This is a genomic window from Sphingobium nicotianae (assembly GCF_018603885.1).
GTDB classification, from domain to species: Bacteria; Pseudomonadota; Alphaproteobacteria; order Sphingomonadales; family Sphingomonadaceae; genus Sphingobium; species Sphingobium nicotianae.
The window spans coordinates 81,548-101,112 of sequence record NZ_JAHGAW010000015.1 but is presented as its reverse complement, the minus strand read 5'-3'; the positions used below and the strand labels follow the sequence as shown (position 1 = coordinate 101,112).

At 63.1% G+C, this 19,565-nt stretch carries 14 protein-coding genes; 8 read left to right on the top strand and 6 right to left on the bottom strand.

Going from position 1 to position 19,565, the window contains the following annotated elements; all coding sequences use genetic code 11:
- The first annotated feature begins 147 nt into the window (after nt 1-147).
- The 5 genes from KK488_RS19740 (at nt 148) to KK488_RS19720 (ending at nt 5,852) form a co-directional block, all read left to right on the top strand.
- On the top strand, nt 148-1,212 hold the full coding sequence (locus tag KK488_RS19740) for an XRE family transcriptional regulator (RefSeq protein ID WP_214625433.1): 1,065 nt from the start codon (nt 148-150) through the stop codon (nt 1,210-1,212).
- A gap of 3 nt (nt 1,213-1,215) precedes the next feature.
- Nucleotides 1,216-1,713 (top strand): PIN domain-containing protein, encoded by a 498-nt coding sequence (locus KK488_RS19735; RefSeq protein ID WP_214625432.1) that lies wholly within the window; start codon nt 1,216-1,218, stop codon nt 1,711-1,713.
- Between the two features lie 652 nt (nt 1,714-2,365).
- Nucleotides 2,366-3,958, top strand: a complete 1,593-nt coding sequence (locus KK488_RS19730) for a M20/M25/M40 family metallo-hydrolase (protein ID WP_214625465.1) — start codon at nt 2,366-2,368, stop codon at nt 3,956-3,958.
- Nucleotides 3,959-4,056: 98 nt separating this feature from the next.
- Complete coding sequence (locus tag KK488_RS19725) at nt 4,057-5,400, top strand: M20/M25/M40 family metallo-hydrolase (protein WP_214625431.1); 1,344 nt, start codon at nt 4,057-4,059, stop codon at nt 5,398-5,400.
- A gap of 140 nt (nt 5,401-5,540) precedes the next feature.
- The gene (locus KK488_RS19720) at nt 5,541-5,852 is read left to right on the top strand and encodes a GIY-YIG nuclease family protein (protein WP_214625430.1); all 312 of its coding nucleotides are present in this window, start codon (nt 5,541-5,543) and stop codon (nt 5,850-5,852) included.
- A 463-nt stretch (nt 5,853-6,315) separates the two neighbouring features.
- On the opposite strand, the gene KK488_RS19715 is transcribed toward KK488_RS19720, so the two are convergent.
- The 4 genes from KK488_RS19715 to KK488_RS19700 form a co-directional block, all read right to left on the bottom strand.
- A complete protein-coding gene (locus tag KK488_RS19715) occupies nt 6,316-9,510 on the bottom strand; it encodes a TonB-dependent receptor domain-containing protein (protein WP_214625429.1) in 3,195 nt (1,064 codons plus the stop codon).
- Nucleotides 9,511-9,735: 225 nt separating this feature from the next.
- Complete coding sequence (locus KK488_RS19710) at nt 9,736-10,755, bottom strand: FecR family protein (protein ID WP_214625428.1); 1,020 nt, start codon at nt 10,753-10,755, stop codon at nt 9,736-9,738.
- A complete protein-coding gene (locus tag KK488_RS19705) occupies nt 10,752-11,273 on the bottom strand; it encodes an RNA polymerase sigma factor (RefSeq protein WP_214625427.1) in 522 nt (173 codons plus the stop codon). Before KK488_RS19705 ends, KK488_RS19710 begins: the two co-directional genes overlap by 4 nt.
- A gap of 220 nt (nt 11,274-11,493) precedes the next feature.
- Nucleotides 11,494-14,337: a TonB-dependent receptor domain-containing protein gene (locus tag KK488_RS19700; RefSeq protein WP_214625426.1), complete on the bottom strand. Its 2,844-nt coding sequence runs from the start codon at nt 14,335-14,337 to the stop codon at nt 11,494-11,496.
- A 300-nt stretch (nt 14,338-14,637) separates the two neighbouring features.
- Here KK488_RS19700 and KK488_RS19695 point away from each other — a divergent pair, with 300 nt between their 5' ends.
- The 3 genes from KK488_RS19695 to KK488_RS19685 all read left to right on the top strand — a co-directional run bounded on the left by KK488_RS19695 (nt 14,638) and on the right by KK488_RS19685 (nt 17,535).
- Nucleotides 14,638-14,799, top strand: coding sequence for a tyrosine-protein phosphatase (locus KK488_RS19695; RefSeq protein ID WP_214625425.1), 162 nt, complete (start codon nt 14,638-14,640; stop codon nt 14,797-14,799).
- 343 nt (nt 14,800-15,142) lie between these two features.
- Nucleotides 15,143-16,234: a DUF3667 domain-containing protein gene (locus KK488_RS19690; RefSeq protein ID WP_214625424.1), complete on the top strand. Its 1,092-nt coding sequence runs from the start codon at nt 15,143-15,145 to the stop codon at nt 16,232-16,234.
- Nucleotides 16,235-16,317: 83 nt separating this feature from the next.
- Nucleotides 16,318-17,535 (top strand): argininosuccinate synthase, encoded by a 1,218-nt coding sequence (locus KK488_RS19685; protein ID WP_214625423.1) that lies wholly within the window; start codon nt 16,318-16,320, stop codon nt 17,533-17,535.
- On the opposite strand, the gene KK488_RS19680 is transcribed toward KK488_RS19685, so the two are convergent.
- Both KK488_RS19680 and KK488_RS19675 read right to left on the bottom strand, forming a co-directional pair.
- Nucleotides 17,492-19,198: a glycosyltransferase family protein gene (locus KK488_RS19680; RefSeq protein WP_214625422.1), complete on the bottom strand. Its 1,707-nt coding sequence runs from the start codon at nt 19,196-19,198 to the stop codon at nt 17,492-17,494. The genes KK488_RS19685 and KK488_RS19680 overlap by 44 nt on opposite strands.
- Before the next feature lie 65 nt (nt 19,199-19,263).
- Nucleotides 19,264-19,509 carry an EamA family transporter gene (locus KK488_RS19675; RefSeq protein WP_214625421.1) on the bottom strand — a complete coding sequence of 82 codons (246 nt, stop codon included), beginning with the start codon at nt 19,507-19,509 and terminating at the stop codon, nt 19,264-19,266.
- Between the last annotated feature and the right edge of the window lie 56 nt (nt 19,510-19,565).

The following is a 19,565-nucleotide window of genomic DNA, read 5'->3' as shown; positions in this document are numbered from 1 at the left end:
CGACATAATTGACCTCGAGGTTTACAAAGCCCGAAAAATCCGAGCTTATGCACCTCACGTGGGAACGATTTTCTCATATTCAAGGGGTAACGGTTTACAAAAATGTCACTACATGGCATTTTGTAAACCACGAGACAGGAGGTCGATATGATTGGACGCAAGCTGAAGGTGGCACGATCTGCCGCCGGTCTTTCGCTGCGCGGCCTATCGGATGCGATCGGCAATCGCGTTTCTGCTCAGGCAATCGGAAAATATGAACGAGATGAAGATATGCCGGGGTCTGCGGCGTTAATTTCGCTGGCGGAAGCGCTAAACGTGTCCGTAGACTATCTGCTGAGTGCGGAAGAGCTCGAACTTGAAGGCGTAGATTTTCGGAAGAAGTCGGCAGCTTCGGCGCGGGAGGAGGCTCAACTCGAGGCGCGCACGATCCATCTTCTGGAGCGCTACCTAGCGCTTGAAGATCTACTAAACCTTCGCAGCGTTGACTGGGAACAGCCGCGCAGCGCGCCTCATCCTGTGGCAGATATTCGCGACGCAGAGGATGCTGCGCGATCGGTTCGCGACGATTGGGGCCTCGGTAATGACCCCATACCCAAGCTCGCCGAGTTGCTTGAGGAACGTGGCATCAAAGTCCTTTCGGTCGATCTGGATGACATCGACGGCCTAGCGGCCAAGGTTCGCCGGAAAGATCGAACGGCGGCGCGGGTTATCGTCATCAAGAAGAGCTCTTGGTCGGAGCGGAAGCGCTTCAATTTGGCCCATGAACTTGGGCACATGGTGCTCGCGCCTGCTGCGGATGTTGATGAGGAGAAAGCTGCGCATCGTTTCGCTGGTGCTTTTCTGATGCCTGCGGATGTTATCCGGGCGGAGATTGGCGCACACCGCTCGATGATCAGTATTGGTGAACTTGTAGCTCTTAAGGAGCGCTTCGGGGTCAGCATTCAAGCTCTTGCTTATCGGTGCAAGGACCTTGGGATCCTCAATCAAGCTACGTTTGGTCGGCTATTCCGTGTATTCACGGAGCGTGGTTGGCGTTCTCCGCCCTATGAGGAACCCGGGTTTATTCAACCCGAAGTCGAAGAGCCTCGGCGTTTCGAACGACTATGCTATAGAGCATTGGCTGAGCGTGTTATTGGAGAAGCAAGGGCAGCAGAGTTGCTCGGTATATCGGTGCGCGAGCTCGATGCGCGATTGGATCAGAATATGGTGTAGCCCTTGCCTATCCTCGTTTCGGACACTTCAGTCATTATTGATCTGGAACGAGGCAGCTTCCTCCAGGATCTGTTTAGCCTGCCGTTCGAGTTCGCTGTACCCGACCTACTTTTCGACAGAGAGCTCAAGGGAGAACTTGGAGAGCAGCTTCTGGCGTTGGGCTTAAGAGTGGAGGAACTGGATTCATCAGAGCTTGCCAGGGCCATTGTTGTTCGTCGTGAGCGAACTGCCCTCTCCACACCCGACACTTTTGCTTTCGCGATCGCGGAGAGCAGGAATTGGGCATTGCTCACCGGCGACGGCGCACTGCGTCGCTTTGCGAGCGATCAAGGTGTAGCTACCAACGGAGTACTCTGGATCTGCGATCAGCTTGAGGCGCACGCCGTGCTGGATTGCGAACGGCTTCACGCTGGGTTGACCACCATATCCGGTCATCCCCGATGCCGCCTTCCAGGGGCCGAGGTTACTGCGCGCCTGAAACGATATTCCGCAGGTGGTTGAGGACAAAAAAGATCATGCGCATGAAGCGGAACGCGGCGCAATTTGCGGTGCGCTTTCCGAAGATTCATCATCGCGAATCCAATCCTGAACGTCAGCCGCCAGATTTCGATTTCCAAAAGCCGCCAGTCCGGATCGTCAGACTTTGCCGAAAATATATCGTTACGATCTGGGAAAATTGCGGTTCATCCTAGCTGGGGCCCGCCTCACCTCAATTGGGAGTCGAACCTCGTACGGATACGGATCGCATGGTACTTTTGATGGTACGATCGATTTCATCGATAATTTTTTCGACGGCTTATCAGCTGGTTAAGTGCCCTATTCGACTCCGTCCCCGGCACCATTATTTCTCTTTTCAACATTCTGCAGCGTCCACGGACGTCGCCAACAACGCGGGAACATTGTCGCCGCGCACGCCGGCCCTTCGCTGTCGGCCACCTTCAATCCTGGTATTTCATGGTATCCGGCCAACCCGCACCATCATTCCGAATTGGACCGGACATGGCGGACCCGGCAATATTTTTCCGGCGGGACCGGGCATCTCCTGCGTCATTGAATATAAATGCGGCGGTGCGCGCAACAATGCGCGACAAGGAGGTTGAGAATGATCGACAGGGGGCGTTTCGGGCGGTTTGGTTATGGTTCTGCGGCGGTCATGGCGTTGTGCCTTGCCGTCATGCCCGGTGCTGCCGGCGCGCAGCAGGCGGACGACCTCAATCGCATCATCGACGAAGGATTCAACCGCAGCGAGGTGATGCAGACGGCCGAACATCTGACCGACGGGATCGGCGGCCGCATGACCAATTCACCGCAGATGCGCGCCGCGGAGGAGTGGACCGCCGGGCAGTTTCGGGCCTGGGGCCTCGCCAATGTCCACAAGGAAGGTTTCAATTTCGGGCGCGGTTGGTGGGTCAGGAGCGCCCATGCGCAGATGGTCTCGCCCCGACCCATCGCGTTGACCTCCATTCCGGTCGCCTGGACGCCCGCAACCAACGGCGTTGTCAGCGCGCCGGTCATCGTCGCACCCATGATGAAGGAGCGCGATTTCGATGCCTGGCGTGGCAAGCTCGGCGGCAAGATCGTGCTCATATCGATGCCCGGCGACGGCAGCGAGCCAGGTGAGCCGGCCTTCAAACGACTGACGAGCGAAGACATCGCCAAGCGCGACAAATTTACTCCGCCGGACTGGGATCCAGCCGAGGTCGAAAAGCGTCTTGCAAACTCGGGTTTCGCTCGCAAGCTCGATGCCTTCCTGAAAGCCGAGGGCGCGGTGGCCTGGGCGCGCATTTCCCAGCGCGACGGCAAGCTGCTGCACGGCACGGGCAACCGGTTTCGCGTCGGAGACGAGGCTTTGCTTCCCGGCGTCGAGATCGCGGCCGAGGATTATCGACGCCTCGCCCGCCTCGCCAAGGTTGGCCCTGCCCCGGTGCTGGAGATCGCCAGCGACGTTGTCTTCGACGACAGCGACCACAATGCCTACAACATCGTCGCCGAGATCCCCGGCACGGATCCCAAGGCCGGCTATGTGATGGCCGGCGCGCATCTCGACAGCTGGGCCGCGGGCGACGGCGCGTCGGACAATGCAGCGGGCAGTTCCATGATCATGGAGGCGGCGCGCATTCTCTCAAAGCTTGGCATCAAGCCCAAGCGCACCATTCGCTTCGCCCTGTGGGCCGGAGAGGAGCAGGGTCTGCTCGGTTCCATGGCCTGGGTCGATGCCCACCTCGCCAAGCGCGCACTGGCGCCGGGAGCCGGAGCAGAGGGCAGCATGGAGCAAACGCAGCGCTATCGCTATCGCTTCCCGATCCTTCCGCAGCCGGGCTATGGCGACCTAAAGGCCTATTTCAACATCGACAATGGGTCGGGCAGGCTGCGCGGCATCCATGCGGAAGGCAATGTCGCCGCGGTGCCGCTGCTCAAGGAATGGCTGACGCCCTTCGCCAGCTTGGGCGCGAACAGCGTGGCGGCCCAGTCCACCGGGTCCACCGATCATGTCTACATCCAGGCGGTCGGCGCGCCAGGGTTTCAGTTCATCCAGGATCCGCTCGATTATGGCAGCCGCGTCCACCACACCAGCATCGACACCTTCGATCATCTGAAGGCGGAAGATATGCGCCAGGGGGCAGTGGTGCTGGCCGGCATGCTGTTTCAATCGGCGAACAGCGCAAAGACGCTGCCCCGCAAACCGTTGCCAACCCAGCCGGCGCCGACCGATCCTTTCGAGTATGAGGACCCTTCGGAAAACTGACGATCGGACGGGCGGGGAAGCAGGTGGTCGCCCCGCCCGGAGATCGGTCCTTTCGGCTCGCAAGACCACGCCGCACACAACTGAACAGGGATAAGCTGATGCGCACCTCCTACCTCGCCCTCACGGCCATGTTGTTGTCCACCGTCGCCACGGCCCAGGAAATGCCGAGCGCAGCCCGGCTGAAGGCCGATGACGAAAAGCTCGTCAGCTTCGGGACCCGGCACAGCGCGTCCCTTGTCGACGATCCGAAGCGCGGCATCGGCGCGGCGCGGCGCTGGTTCCAGAGCGAGCTGGACAAGATCAGCAAGCAGTGCGGCAACTGCATCCAGACCTCCATGATCGAGCGCGTTTTCACCAACGAGCGGGCGCCGAGCGGCGTCAATATCGTCGACGTCCTCGGCATCCAGCCGGGCACCGAGCCCAATCGTGTCGTGATCGTGATGGGCCATATCGACAGCCGCGTGACCGACGTCATGAACAGCACCGCCGATGCGCCGGGCGCCAATGACGATGGCTCGGGCACGGTGCTGGTGCTCGAGGCCGCCCGCCTGCTCTCGAAGGAGAAGTTCAACGCCACGATCGTCTATGCGGCGCTCTCGGGCGAGGAGCAGGGTCTGCTGGGCGGCAGGCTGCTCGCGACCACGGCCAAGGAACGCGGCTGGACCGTGACCGCGGTGCTCAACAACGACATCGTCGGCAACACGCGCCGCCAGGCCGACGGGATGGTGGTCGCCGACCGCGTCCGGGTCTTCTCCGAAGGCATCGAGGCGGCGGCGCCGATCAACACGCAGCTAGTGCGCCGCGCTAGCGGGGCCGAGGACGACAGTCCCTCGCGCGCGCTCGCTAGGACGATCCGCGACGTCGCCAAGACCATTCCGGGCGGGCTGGACGTCCTCACCGTTCGCCGTCCGGACCGCTTCGGCCGCGGCGGCGACCACACGGCGTTTCTCGAGGCCGGCTTTCCGGCAGCGGTGCGCTTCTCGGTCGGCCTTGAAGATTTCGCCGCTCAGCACCAGGACCTGCGCCCGGGCTTTGGCGACACGCCCGACAAGATGGACTTCCCCTATCTGGCCAAGGTAACGGCGATCAATGTCGCCACGCTCCGCCGGCTTGCCAGCGCGCCGGCGGCGCCCGAGGCTGTGACCCTGGCGCCAGCCTATAGCGAAGCCCCTGCCGGCGAGAGCAATTTCGGCCGGGTGGTGACCGGCGCCAGGGTCGACTGGAAGCCCGCCACCGGCGCCACCGGCTACCGCATCTACTGGAAACGCGCCGACAAATATGAATGGACCGACCATGTCGATGTGGCCGGGGGCGATACGGCGCAGGCCGTCATCAAGGGCGTGATCGTCGACGACAATTTCCTCGGCGTATCGGCGCTGGGCACCAACGGTGCCGAAAGCATCGTCACCTTCGGCGGAATACCGCCCCGCCGCGGGCGCTAAGTCGCGAGTCCGGGAGGGGGGCGGTCGGAACCATCCGCTTCCCGAGGTTCGTGCGTAAGCTTCGGTGGCCGGGTGAGGTGGGGAGCAAACCAATCCCGTCGTCATTCCCGCGAACGCGGGAATCCAGTAGCAACGCTGCGATGTCGCGCGAGGTCGATCCGTTCGTCTATCTTCTCGCCTCGCGGCGGAACGGAACCCTGTACGTCGGCGTAACGTCAAACCTGCTCCAGCGCGTCGCGCAACATCGCGACGAGACGTTCGGCGGCTTCACGGCCGCTCATGACATCAAGATGCTCGTCTGGTTCGAGCAGCACGGAACGATGGAGCACGCCATCGTGCGTGAAAAGCAGATCAAGAAGTGGCGGCGTGCCTGGAAGCTCGATCTGATCGAGCAGAACAATCCGGACTGGCGCGATCTTGCGATCGACCTTGGGTTCGACCCGCTCGGTTGACTGGATTCCCGCCTGCGCGGGAATGACGACGGGAAGTGAGGGAAGGTCTGCTTTCCGTCGCCTCCCGACATCGGCTTCTGCGCCGGCCAATCGCGCGCCTCCGATCCAGGCATCCTCCGCATCGCTGTCCGCTAGGGCGCTTCAGACAGGGAAAGCCTGTCGTTGCAGGAAAAGCTGTCCTACAAGCGCGCGCCCATGCCAGTCTGCGCCATCCCGGTTCGCCCGGGCGGCTCTTTCTTAGCGCGAATATGCCCGATGACCCGCGCCGGAAAAACAACGCAATAGTGTGACCTTAGTGTGACCTTTGCGGCGTGGCATCCCGACAGGCTGCCTCCTCCCGAATATGCCAAGCTAGAAACCGAAGCCTCCTCTCCCTTCGCCGGCAGCAAAAAATACCCCGGCTTTCGCCGGGGCATAAGGTTTGCAGGCAGTGCTTGGGGATGTGGGAGCCTGCGACGTGTCCTCAATATTTGAAGCGGAATCCCAGACGATAGGTGCGCCCGATCAGGTCATAGGGCGCATCCGAGCCGAAGGCGCGGCCGCCGGGGATCGGCGGCGGCGCCTTGTTGAACAGATTCTCCACGCCGGCGTAGAGCGTCACCTTCTGGCCGCCGACGCTGATGTCGTAATTCTCGTTGAGATCGAAATACCAGACCGACGGGACGTGATTGAAATTGGCCGGATACCCCGTGCTTGAGGTCATCGGCTGATTGCTGATGCTGGCCGGGCCGTAATAGCGGGTGGTCAAGGTGGTGCGGCTCGGGCCGACGCTGTAGGTCGTCGTCATGAAGGCCTTCCACTTAAGGCTGCCATAGGTGCCCAGCGTCGCGGGCTGGCTGTCTCCGGGCAGATTGGTCTCGTCCTTCAGGCGCTGCGACACCAGCAGGCGCATGGCGAGCGCACCGGGCAGCTTCTCGGAGATCCCGTCAAGCTCCGTGCGATAGCTGGCCTCATAGTCGATCCCCTCGACCGCGACATTCTGCGCATTGATGCCGGCGGTGTAGATCGTGGCGTTGACGAGGTTGGTGGCGCCCGGCGCCAGCACGATCGAGTTGCAGGCCGCCGGGTTCTGCGGCCGATTGAAGCCATAGCACATGTCGATGATCGTCTGGGCACCGACGCTGGTGATCGCATCCTTGATGTTGATCTTGTACCAGTCGATCGACAGGGCGAAGCCGGGCAGCCAGTGCGGCTGATAGACGCCGCCCGCTGTCCAGGTGTCGGCGATTTCCGGCGTCAGATTTGGGTTGCCGCCGCTGAGCGTGAAGTTCGGCACCTGCGGGCTGCCGGGCTGGGTGCGATCGAGATACTGGTTCACGAACTGGCTGGCAGGCGCGAACAGGTCGTTCAGATTGGGCGCGCGGATGTCGCGGGAGCGCGTGCCGCGCAGCCGCAGGTCGTCGTTGAGCTGCCAGCTGAGGCCCGCCTTCCAGGTCGTGACGGTACCGCTGGTCGTATAGTCGGTCCGGCGGACCGCGCCGTTGAACTCCACGCTTTTGGCGATCGGGGCATCCTTGAGCAGCGGCACCAGCAACTCGCCGAAGAACTCCTTCACATTATAGCCTGCGGCGCCACCCTTGTAGTTCCCCACGTTCCAGGCCGAAGCAAGCGAGGTCGGGTCGGCCCTCGAGCTGAAGGATTCCTTGCGATATTCGAAGCCTGCTGCGATCGACACTTCCCCCGCCCAGGTCGAAAAGGGGCTGTACTGACCGTCGATCGACCAGACATGCTGATAGAAGTCGATATCCTGGCGCGTCAGCAAACCGTCGGATGCGCCGGTAACCCAGGCAATCGAGGCCGCGCCAAGGGAGCCCTCGCCGAAGATGTTCATCGGCACGCAGCCATTGGTCGGGGCCGTGAGAGTCGAGCGGCACACAGGTGTGCCCACCGCGACCCCGGGCACGCCGCCCGTCGCCGGATTGGCCACCGCATCGACCGCCTGGTTGAAGCGCGTGAGGATGATGTTGTTCTCGCGGGTGTACCAGACCTTGCTGTGGCCGCGCTGATAGTAAGCGTGCCAGATGCCGCTGCTGCCGAAGCTGCCTTCCAGCGCCGCCATGATGCGATCCTGACGCCGGAAATAGCCCGCCTGGCCGTTATGGCTGTCGGGATCGTTGGTCATGTCGAAGAAGATGCGCGCCAGCGGGAAAGTGGTGACCTTGGCCGTGTCCATGGCCTGCTGCACGGACAAGGGCAGGAAGGGATTGGTCCGGGACACGGTGATCGCGGTGGTGCCGGGATTGCGCGTATAGATGGCCGACCAGTTGACGGAATCATTGCCGGCGTAGCTGGCTTCGACGATCGCCGTGATATTGTCGGTCAGGTCGTAGCTCAGCCGGCCATAGACGTTCCAGTGCTTGTCATAGGGCAGCAGCGACCCGCGCGAGCTGGACCCGGCGACGAAGGTGCCGCCGGCCTGGTTGAGACCCTGCACGATGTCGCCGGTGACGAAATTGCCGGTCTGCCCGCCCGGCAGGAACATGATGCCCTTGAGCGGCCCTGCCGAGATCACGCCGCCGGGCGTGGCGGTGATGCCGACATCGTTGCGCACGATCAGGCCGGACTGGCCATTGGTCGCCGTCCAGGCGGGATTGCTCAGCGTGGCGAGGCCCGGCTGATACCAGGGACGCGTGCTATCATAGAAATCGATGCCGTCGCCCTTGTAATAGCTGCCGCTCAGCAGGACATGGCCGCGCCCGCCGCCGAGCTTCGCGCCGAAGGCGAGGTCGCCGGAGAAGATCCGGCCGTCGGAATAGTCGGTCTGGCTGACGCTCAGATTGCCTTTGAGGCCGGTGAACTTGTTGTCGAGGATGAAATTGACGACGCCGGCAACCGCGTCCGAGCCATAAGCCGCCGAAGCGCCGCCCGTCACCACGTCGACACGCTGCACCAGATTCTGCGGCAGCATGTTGATGTCCACCGCCGGGTTCATGCCGGAGCCGACCACGCGGCGCCCGTCTAGCAGGGTCAGTGTGCGCGTCACGCCCAGGCCCCGCGCGTTGATCTGGTTCGCGCCGCCCGTGGCGTTGGCATAGACGGTGGTCGTGCGCGGCGTGTTGCCCTGGCCCATCGAGGGGAGCTGGTTGAGATAGTCCGCGACGTTGGCGGGCGAGCGCTCATTGATCGCCTCGGTGCTCAGGACCGTCGTGGGCGTGGGCGCGTCATTGCCGTTGCGCACGATGCGCGAACCCGTGACAATGATTTCCGCTGATGCTGTCGGCTCGGCCTCAGGCTCGGCTGCTGCCGGGGCTCCGCCACTATCGGCTTCCTGCGTGGCGGCGATGGCGACATTGGTCGCAAAGCTGGCGGGTTGTTGCCGCACCGGCGCCGGCGCGACCGGTCCCGCCTTGCGCACATAGAGGACCGCGTCGCCATCGACGCGCAATCCCGTGCCCTGCAGCAATAGCTGCAAGGCGGCGCGGGGCTCCAGGCTGCCGCGAACGCCCTTGGTCCGTTTCCCCGTGACGAGGTTGCTCTGGAAAATGATGTCCTGGTTGGACTGACGCGCGAACGCGTTGAGCGCGCTTGCCAGATCGCCGGCGGAAATGTCGAAATTCCGAGCCTGCCCCGCTGCCGCTGCGGGTACCACGGCGGCACAAAGCGCCACTATTGCCGCGGCGCTGTAACCAAATGATGCGACATGCCCCCTGTTGCTCATTCCTAGCCTCCCTGCCGCGCCCGTCGCGGTCACGTCTATTGAGACGCAGGAGGGTTTCGATCCCGCAAGAAAATGTTGCAGTGCGGCATACGTAAAATAGGACCCCTCGGACCCGTTTGGCGGACATGCCGCCGCGCTTCGTCGGGATGATGCGCGAGTGGATCGGCCCACCCGCATCGACCCGATATGCCCGCCGAAACAGCGGGCAAACCGATCATTCAGTCTTCAGGGGGTTTCTTTCTGCTGCTCATCGGATGAGCCGTGCCGTCTTGAAACGAAGATACGACCGTCACCCCGGGAGCGTATCTGGACGGGGAGCGTCGCCTCCAGCGCTTCGACGAAGCCCGATGGATCGTTGGTGTGGAACATGCCGCTGATCCTGATGTCGGCGACGGCGGGGTCCACGATGATCTGGTGACGAGGCGAATATTGGTTCATTTCGGCGGCGGCGGCCTCAAGCGTGTCATTGTCGAAGAACAGCTGGCCGTCAGCCCAGCTCACGGCCTTCTCCGCGTCGACAGCCCGGATGTTGGGGGCTTCCGCGCTGTCCGTCTCAACGAACTGCTGCCTGGGTTTCAGGATGGCGGTCGTTCCGATCTGCGATTGGGCAGGACGGATCGCCACGGATCCCTTGGCCAGTGTCACCCGCAGACCGCGTGGATAAATGCGGACATCGAACAACGTGCCAAGCGCAGTGATCGTCCGATCGTGAGCGGTGACCACAAAGGGACGACGGGTATCCTTGGCCACCTGGAACAGGGCGTGTCCGGCCATCATGGAGATGTCGCGCCGCGAGGGACTCAGTCGCACCACCAGTCTGGTGTTGCTGTCCAGCGTCACCACCGAACCATCGGCCAGTGTCACCTTGACCTGTTCGTCATTCTCGGTCGAATATTCGGTGCCACGGCCCATCAACGCTGACCATTCCTGCCCGCGTTCGAACCATATTCCGGCGCCGAGGATGATCAGCAGCATCGCCGCCACCGCCCCGAACAGCCGTCGACGATTGCTGTAACGGATGCTGCTGCGCGCCTCGTCGCGCAGCGCGGCCATTTCCGGCTGGTTGGCGTGCAGACGCAGGGCCGCGAGCGCGGCTTGAAGGCGCTCGTGAGCTTCCCGATTTTCGGGCGCTTCTTCCAGCCACGCCTGAAAAGCACGGTGATTGCCGTTGGTCGCGCGGGCCCCGCGCAGACGCGCATCCCAGGCGGCGGCCTGGTCTTCGGCTTCATAACGGGGCAAATTCATATGACCTCTCGAAGACGACGCAGGAGGTGTCGGTTGGCTTTCGCCATGTGCTTTTCAACCGTGCTTAGCGACAGCCCCAGCCGTCGCGAGATGTCCACCTGGGCAACGCCGTCAAAATGATACTGGCTGAAGACCATCCGGACCGTTTCGGGCAACTCGTAGAGCGCGGAGACCATGATCTGCAACGCTTCCTGACCCTGAAGGATACGCTCCGGCGTGAAGCCACTCTCATCCTCGATGTCGAAGTCTTCAGGGGAGTGGACCAAAATGGCGCGCACACCGGCGCGACGCGCACGGTCGCGTAGAACGTTGGCCGCGATCCGGAAGATGTAACCCTGGATGTTTTCTATGGCAGCGAGATCCTGTCGCGCCAGGCGGCTGAAAACCTCCTGCACCAGATCTTCGGCTTCCTCGCCAGCTGGTGTTCGCCTTTGGAAAAAGCGCAACAGGGGGCCGCGAAATTCGACTGCCACCGCTTCCAGGCGTAAGTGCTGCACCGCAGATGGCATGCGCGTCATTCTCCTGACGTCAAGGACGCGGCATTTCTCCAGTCCCGTAAAATTTTTCCATTTTTTGCGGCTACCCCAAGCGCGTCCGCTTCGCAGTCATCGGTCGGGACCGTCTGGATGGATAGGGCAAGCAGAGGGTCGGTTCTGCTTCGAACGCCGCGCCAGGCTGGCGTTGGACTGGAGCCGCTCCGCGAGCGGCTCCAGTCCGTCCACAAATCGTGGTGAATGGTTACATCGCGAAAGACAGACGAAGATAGCCGAACTGGCCGGGCACGTCATAGGTGGTGGGGTCGAAGTTGGCGCTGTCGCAGCTGAAGCAGGCCGGCGGATCCCGGTCGAAGATGTTGTTGACGCCGACAGTCAGCCGCGTGCGATGATCCATCCACGACGGCGAGAAATAAAGCTGCATGTCACCATAGAATACGCTGCTCATCCTCGTCCCGCCGCCCTCGAGCACCGAGCTGATGTAGCGGCCGGTCGCCGATGCGCCGAACATCGGTGAATTCCAGCTCAACGTGCCGTTGAGCTTGAACTCGGGATAGGCCTGATCCGGGCTGCCCCGTTCCGTGCCCTTGCGATGGATGACCGTCGCGCCCGTCGCCGTCGGCGTGATGACGTCATATTTCAGCAGGAACGCCGCGTTCAGGACCAGTCCGATCGTGCCGGCGCCCACGCCGCGCGAGCGATAGTTAAACGTCGCGTCGATGCCTTCGGTCTTGATTCCATTCAGGTTGAGCAGGCGACCGCTGATGCCGGCGACCTGCCCGTTCGACGTGCGTGTGATCGCGGCGCAGCTGGCCGGGTCGTTGTCGAAGGCGCAGCGCGAGAGCGTATAGTCCGCCGGCACGGAGTCGATCGCGTTCTTGAGGTCGATCCGGTAGTAATTGACCTCCAGGCTGAGCGCGCTGGCAAAGCCGGAATCCCGCGCCCATTTCGGGCTGTAGACAGCGCCGACAGTGTAGGTCTTCGACGTTTCGGGCTGCAAGCTGGTGGACCCTTGCGTGAACACGCCCAGCTGGCCACCCGTCGGTTCGGCATAGCTGCCATTGGCCGGAACGCCATGGGCGATGCAGTTGGCGCGAACGGTGGCGTTGGTCTGGAAGGAGCCGCCGGTCGCGCTGGTGCAAGGATCGTTGATCGTCGCGTCGAAGCGGGACAGGCCCGCATACAGCTCGCCCAGGCTCGGCGCCCGCAAGCTCTCCGAATAGCCGCCGCGGATCAGGAAATCGGCAACCGGCTTCCACAGGCCGGACGCGGTGACCGTGGTATTGCCGCCGAAGGTCGAATAATCCGAATAACGGGCGGCACCGGACAGCTCCAGCTTCTGGAAGAAGGGGACGTCTGAAAGGACGGGAACGCGAAGCTCGCCATAGACTTCATCGACATTGAAGCGGCCATGCGCGGCACTGGTCGGAACGTCCGCGCCGAGACCCGCGACGATCACCGGGTCCGGCGTGTAGGAGGCATACATGTCGCGATGCTCATAGCCGATCGCGATGCCGACCGCGCCCGCCGGCAGGTCGAACAACTCGCCGCTCAGGTTCGCAGAGACATCCACCAGGCGCTGCTCGCTCTTGTCATGCTCGTCGAAGGTGACGAAATCGAGCATCGGCTGCGTGATCGACCCGGCCCCTCCGAAGATGTTGAAGGGCACGCAGGCGCCCGTGCAATTGGCGACCGGCCCCAGCGCCTGCGCAAGCTTGGCCGCATTGAGGTTTCCGGTGAAGAGCTGATGGGCGTCGTTGATGCCATAGACGCCGTTCACGTCCCAGAACCACTTGTGCCCGCCGACCTCGAAAGAGCCGTCGAGCGTGGAGGAAACCGACATCGTATCGACATTCTGGGTGAAGGTGCGCTCGCCGCCTTCGACAAAGCGGCGCCGGATCGTCGAATAATTGGCCGGCGTGCCGTCCGCCCCCGAGGAGAGGGTGACGCCGAACGGATTATAGGGATTGGTTGCATCGACCGAGATGATGTCGAGCAGATTGCCGTTGCCCGCGTCCGGACCGATGAACAAGGGCAGGAAGGCCGCCTTGGTGGTCGAATTCCGGCGCGAATAAACCGCGCGGGTGCGGAAGTTGATGTTGTCGGTGACTTCGCCCTTGAAGCTCAGGAAGGCGCCATAGCGTTCCGACGGCGTCAGAAGATAATTGTAAGGCGCGAAATTGAAGGAATCGGTCGCCGAGGAATAATTGCGGAAATCGGCCGGATAGACGGAATTGCGGCCAATGACCGGCGCCTTGAGAGTCAGGCTCTGGCCGAGCACGTCGAAGCGGCCGTTCGGAACGGCACTGGAGCAACCGCCGGCAGCGCAGCTTGTCGCACCTGGCGTTGGGAACAGGGAGATCGACCGATCGCTCGTGCGGACAGCTTCCTGCTTCACATAGCTCACGCCGCCCACCACCGAAACGCGGTCCGTCTCCAGACCATAGCTCAGATTCGCGTCGAAGGTATGGCCGTCGCCCTGCCGGAACGTGCCGAATTGCGCCGAGCCCTGAAGGCCCTTCTGATTCTGCTTGGTGATGATGTTGACGACGCCGGCCACCGCGTCGGAGCCATATAGGGGCGATGCGCCGGACTGCAGCACTTCGACACGCTCGATCATGTTGGCCGGAATGCTGTTGAGGTCGACCGAGGCTGGAATGCCGCCAGCCGACGAGCCGTTCACATAGCGCAGGCCATCGACGAGCACGAGCGTACGCTTCGCGCCGAAGTAGCGCAGGTCGATCTCCGCCGAGCCGGAGCTGACGCCGGTGCCGTCAGGCGGTCCGCCGATGTTGCCGGCATTGTTGACCTTGGTGTTGAGGCCGCCGCTGGAACTGGGCAGGCGCTGCAAGACATCGGCGATCGAGCTGAGGCCGGTCTGCGCGATGGCCTGGCTGTCGACGGTCACCACGGGCTGGTCCGCATCCACCGGATCGCGACGAATGCGCGAGCCGGTCACGATGATCATGGTCCCTTCTTCGGCGGAGCTGGCTACTGCGTCCTGCGCGAAGATCGGCGATGGGAGGCTTGTGAAGGTGAGTGCCGCCAGCGCGGCTGATGTACGGAGAAAGGCCTTTGAAATGGTCATGGCGGGGGCTCCTCTGTTTCAGAGCCTCACGACATCCTCCCGCCGTCCCTCTCGATCAGAGACTTGACGCGCTGGAAGAAGCACCGCGAACTTGCGTATGGCAAGCAGTGACGGTTAGATTGTTACGTTTCCATTACGATCTGTGCCGGCCTGTTGCACGAATACACAGCCCACCCAAGATGTTGGCGGCAATGTCGCTTGCCAAATCGCGAAGCCTCATCGTTATCGGAATGCTTCCTGACAACGATCATTGACGCGGCGGCCCAGCTCTTCTCGCGCTATCAGGACAACCCGGCCTATATGACGCCGCAGCCCCTGCAGGAGGCGGACGGCACGCCCTTCCTCAAAGGGGCGTTCGATGAGATCGACGCCAAATGGGGATCAGTCGATGCCTATCTCGAGAAGGAAGTCGGCGTCACCAAGGTCGATCTCGCCCGGCTCAAGGCACTTTATCTGGAATAGTCCATTTGATCATGCAGCCCTCGCCGGATGCGGGAGAGGGCGCGCCCGCTCGATGTGCGCGCGCCGGAGAGGCGGGGCGGCCGGGCGGGCAATGCTGCCGAATAAATAGAAATATGCCTCGAGGCGACGACGCATCTGGCCGGCGCCGGCGCGCCGATCCTGGGCGAACCGATCTCGCGTACACGTAACATCCCCCGCAAATTCCTTGATCTCATCCTGCTGGAGCTGCGCCAGCGCCGCCTCATAATCCTTTTGCGGGCAGTTTGCAGTCGCGCCGTTGCCGGGCCAATCCGCCGCTGTTAGACCGGACCACTGAAGAGCGACTTTGGGGGTACGCCGCGCCATGACATCAGGGCTGGAAGCCGCCGCCGATGCCGCGACCGGCGCGGTGATTGCAAGCGCGGTCGAGCCGGGCCATGGCGAGACCGGCCATGCGGGCCATGACGCCTGCCTCAATTGCGGCACGGTGCTGGCCGGTCCCTTCTGCCAGACTTGCGGCCAGAACAGCCATTTGCACCGCACGATCGCCGGCTTCGCGCATGACCTGCTGCACGGCGTCTTCCATTTCGAAGGGAAGATCTGGGCGACGTTGCCGATGCTGCTCTTGCGTCCCGGCGAGCTGACCCGGCGCTATATCGCGGGCGAGCGCGCCAAATTCGTGTCGCCGCTGGCGCTGTTCCTGTTCTGCACCTTCCTGATGTTCGCGGTGGTCGGCAGCCTCGCCGGCGATATCGGCAACGTGCATGTGAACGCACCGGACCGGGCGCACGCCAGGGCCAATCTCGACGTGCAACTCGCTGCCCAGACAAAGAAGCTCGCCGCCGTCGACGCGAAGATCACGGACGTGAAGAAACGCGGGCAGGACGCCAGCGATCTCGCGAAGGCGCGTGCCGACATCGTTGACGAGATTGACGGCCTCAAGACCGCACGCGGCCTGGTTCCCGCCGAGGGCTCGAAGCCCGAGCGCGAGAGCGGCCAGTTCATCAACGGCATCAAGACCGGCTGGGCGACGCTCGATCACGGCATTCAGGCCGCGAACGAGAATCCGGGCCTGTTCCTCTACCGGCTGCAATCGAGCGCCTATAAATATAGCTGGCTGCTGATCCCGCTCTCGACACCGCTGGTCTGGCTGCTCTTCTTCTGGAAGCGCCAGTATAAATTCTACGATCATCTGGTGTTCGTGACCTTCTCGATCACCTTCATGCTGCTGCTGGTGACGGTCCTCTCGATCGCGGGCGCGCTCGGCGCGCCGGCGTCGGTCATCACGCTGGCCGCCGTCTTCGTGCCTCCGCTCCATGCCTATCGCCAGCTGCGTGGCGCCTATGGCAGCAGCCGCTTGGGCACGTTGCTGCGTACCGGTCTGCTCATGGCGATGGGCCTGTTCGTGCTGATCCTGTATCTCGCGATCCTCCTCGCCATGGGCATCATGCACTGAGCGCGGCTGCGCGAGTTGTTGCGCTCCGGCTCCCCCCCTGTTAACCGCGCGCCGTTCATATTTTCCCAGCCACAGGATCTGCCATGTCTGATCAAATCAAGCGCGTCGTCCTCGCTTATTCCGGCGGCCTCGACACCAGCGTCATCCTGAAATGGCTGCAGATCAACTATCGATGCGAAGTGGTGACCTTCACCGCCGATCTGGGGCAAGGCGAGGAGCTGGAGCCGGCGCGCGCCAAGGCGCTCAATGCCGGGGTCAAGCCCGAGCATATCTTCATCGACGACGTGCGCGAGGAATTCGTGCGCGACTATGTCTTCCCGATGATGCGCGCCAATGCGCTCTATGAAGGGCTGTACCTGCTCGGCACCTCGATCGCGCGGCCGCTCATCGCCAAGCGCCAGATCGAGATCGCGCAGCAGGTCGGCGCCGATGCGGTCGCCCACGGCGCGACCGGCAAGGGCAATGACCAGGTCCGCTTCGAGCTCAGCTATTATGCGCTCCAGCCGGACATCAAGGTGATCGCCCCCTGGCGCGAATGGGATCTGACCAGCCGCACGCGCCTCATCGAATGGGCCGAGCAGCATCAGATCATGGTGCCCAAGGACAAGCGCGGCGAGGCGCCTTTCTCCACCGACGCGAACATGCTGCACACCTCGTCGGAGGGCAAGGTGCTCGAGGATCCGTGGGAGGAGGTGCCGGACTATGTCTATTCGCGCACCGTCAATCCGGAGGATGCGCCGGACACGCCGGAATATATCACCGTCGATTTCGAACGCGGCGACGGCGTCGCGCTGAACGACAGGAAAATGTCGCCCGCCACCTTGCTCGAAGCGCTCAACGAGCTTGGCCGCAAGCATGGCATCGGCCGGCTCGATCTGGTCGAGAATCGCTTCGTCGGCATGAAGTCGCGCGGCATGTACGAGACGCCCGGCGGCGCCATCTATCACCTCGCCCATCGCGGCATCGAGCAGCTGACGCTCGACCGCGGCGCCGCGCATCTCAAGGACGAGCTGATGCCGCGCTATGCCGAGCTCATCTACAACGGCTTCTGGTTCAGCCCGGAGCGCGAGATGCTGCAGGCGGCGATCGATCACAGCCAGGAGAAGGTCACCGGCACGGTGCGCCTCAAGCTCTACAAGGGCAATGTCATCGTGGTCGGCCGCAAGTCGCCTTATTCCCTCTACAGCGAGAAGGTCGTGACCTTCGAGGATGATGCGGGCGCCTATGACCAGCGCGACGCGGCCGGCTTCATCAAGCTCAATGCGCTACGGCTGCGGCTCTTGGGACGTCGGGACCGGTGAACTCGCCGCAGCGATAGGAAACGGCAGCCGGGCCGATCGGCAGCCAGCGCTCGATCGGAACGATGCCGGCAATGGCACCTCCCGCCCGCGTCGTTTCAAGATCCGTGACCTGGCAGGGGCGCGACCGGACCTCCAGATGCAGGACGTCCGGGGCGGGCTGATCCGCGCGGGCAGCCGCGTGCAGGACATGGTTCGATATCTCGAAGCCGCCGTCGACCTGTGACGCGGCAATGCCATGCGCCTGCAGAGCAGCATATCCTTGCAATGTCGCGCGCTGCCAGGCGCCGAAATCATGCAGCAGCAGGATCGACAGGAGGATACCGAGCAAGGCCGGAACCACCGGGACGGCGGTGCGCGGCGCCGACACGGGAGCGAAGCGCAGCAGCGAGAGGCAGCCGATCCCCAGCATCGCCAGAAGGGCGAGCAGATGGCGATCGAACCAGGCGGCATAGCCGACCATCAATGGCGCATTGCCCAGCACCGCTGCGACGAGAAACATCAGCGGGCGCCACTGCCCGCGCAGGGCCCGCCATCCGCCGGTCAGCAGGATCGACGCAATTTCGCAAAGAATGGCCGTCACCAGGAAGGCGCCGGAAAGGCTGGCAAGCACCGTTACTGCCCACCAGACCGGCGGCACTGATGAGCCCAGTTCCCGCCAGTCGCTGCGCGGTCCTAGGCCGTAGAGATTGATGAGATTGCCCGCCGATGGCAGCGGCTGCTTCACCAGCAGCGCCAAGCAGACGAACAGCAGCGCACCCAGTGCGATCGTGCCGGCAGCGGTCAGGCGCGGATAGGGCAGGCGGATCATCCCGACCAGGCCGGCCAGGAACAGCGGGATGAAGAACAGCCCGACATAGACCGAAGTCAGGATGCAGGCGTTGAAAAAGGGCCGCAACGCGCCGAGCTTCAGCATCATGAGATCGCGCAGCATGTGGGAGATCGCGGCGGTCGAATCGGTGAAATCGCGCGGCAGGCCGATGGTGGCTGCAGCAAGCTTCACCGACAGGGCATAGGCCAGCGCGATCAGCGCGAGCGGCAGCACCGAGCGGACGAGCACGGAGCGGCTGAAGCCGTTCTTCAGGAGATCCGCGATGACGAAGGCGACGGCGACAGGGAGGGCGACCTGCCGCACGAACACTGCGAGGAACAGGACCACCCAGCTGGCGATGAGCACGGCGCGGCGATCCGTTTCGAGGCCGCTCGCGAACAGCGTCATCGCCACGATGATCAAGGCCCAGTAATAGATGTCGGTCATGAAGGAGGTGGCAAGCACCAGCGCCATCGGGCTGAGCGCGGCGGCGGACAGGAGGATGAGCGTCTTGACCCAGTTGTCAGACCGCAGCGCCTGGACCAGCGCGACTGTCCCCACGGCCCAGATGACGAGCGTCAGGATGCGCAGGGCGTGGACGGAGTAGCCGAAGAAGAAGGTCCACAGGCCGCCGAGCGCGGTCTGGGTGACGAGAGTCATATACTGCCAGTTGGTGAACTTGAGCACGCCGGCTTCGTGCAGCCAGCGGACACTCGTCAGATAGGCGAAATCGTCATTATAGGGCGCGTCCGCCATAATGCCGACGCTGGCGCCGACGAGCACAGCGAGGATGGCGATGAGCACAGCCCAAGGGAGGAGGGCCGGTCGTGCCGGGCTGATGGATCTGTTCGTCAAGACGTCACCCCTGTCCGCAATGCAGCATCGATATTGTGGAAGTCAGGCCCTCGCAAGGTTGCAGGTCAGACCGTGCGTCCCACGATGAACACGCCGAGGCAGATCACGACGAGCCCGATGGCACGGCCCAGCGTCACCGTCTCGCCCAGCAGCATGACGCCGGTCGCCGCCGCCACGACATAGCCGAGCGAGGCCATCGGATAAGCGGCCGAGACGGGAACGCGCGCCAGCACGCCCAGCCACAGCGATGCTGCCGCCGAAGAGCAGCAGCCCGCCCCAAAGATAAAGACTGGTAATGAGGTGGAGGCCAAGCGCCACCGGACCGGTCAGCGGCGGCATGCCCGGCGCGGCCACGAGCATCGCCTTG

What these genes read in the sequence shown, in the direction of transcription:
- KK488_RS19740 (WP_214625433.1), top strand. Translation starts at nt 148, where the DNA reads ATGATTGGACGCAAGCTGAAGGTGGCACGATCTGCCGCCGGTCTTTCG.
- KK488_RS19730 (WP_214625465.1), top strand. Translation starts at nt 2,366, where the DNA reads ATGGCGTTGTGCCTTGCCGTCATGCCCGGTGCTGCCGGCGCGCAGCAG.
- KK488_RS19725 (WP_214625431.1), top strand. Translation starts at nt 4,057, where the DNA reads ATGCGCACCTCCTACCTCGCCCTCACGGCCATGTTGTTGTCCACCGTC.
- KK488_RS19720 (WP_214625430.1), top strand. Translation starts at nt 5,541, where the DNA reads ATGTCGCGCGAGGTCGATCCGTTCGTCTATCTTCTCGCCTCGCGGCGG.
- KK488_RS19715 (WP_214625429.1), bottom strand. Translation starts at nt 9,510, where the DNA reads ATGAGCAACAGGGGGCATGTCGCATCATTTGGTTACAGCGCCGCGGCA.
- KK488_RS19710 (WP_214625428.1), bottom strand. Translation starts at nt 10,755, where the DNA reads ATGAATTTGCCCCGTTATGAAGCCGAAGACCAGGCCGCCGCCTGGGAT.
- KK488_RS19705 (WP_214625427.1), bottom strand. Translation starts at nt 11,273, where the DNA reads ATGACGCGCATGCCATCTGCGGTGCAGCACTTACGCCTGGAAGCGGTG.
- KK488_RS19700 (WP_214625426.1), bottom strand. Translation starts at nt 14,337, where the DNA reads ATGACCATTTCAAAGGCCTTTCTCCGTACATCAGCCGCGCTGGCGGCA.
- KK488_RS19695 (WP_214625425.1), top strand. Translation starts at nt 14,638, where the DNA reads ATGACGCCGCAGCCCCTGCAGGAGGCGGACGGCACGCCCTTCCTCAAA.
- KK488_RS19690 (WP_214625424.1), top strand. Translation starts at nt 15,143, where the DNA reads ATGACATCAGGGCTGGAAGCCGCCGCCGATGCCGCGACCGGCGCGGTG.
- KK488_RS19685 (WP_214625423.1), top strand. Translation starts at nt 16,318, where the DNA reads ATGTCTGATCAAATCAAGCGCGTCGTCCTCGCTTATTCCGGCGGCCTC.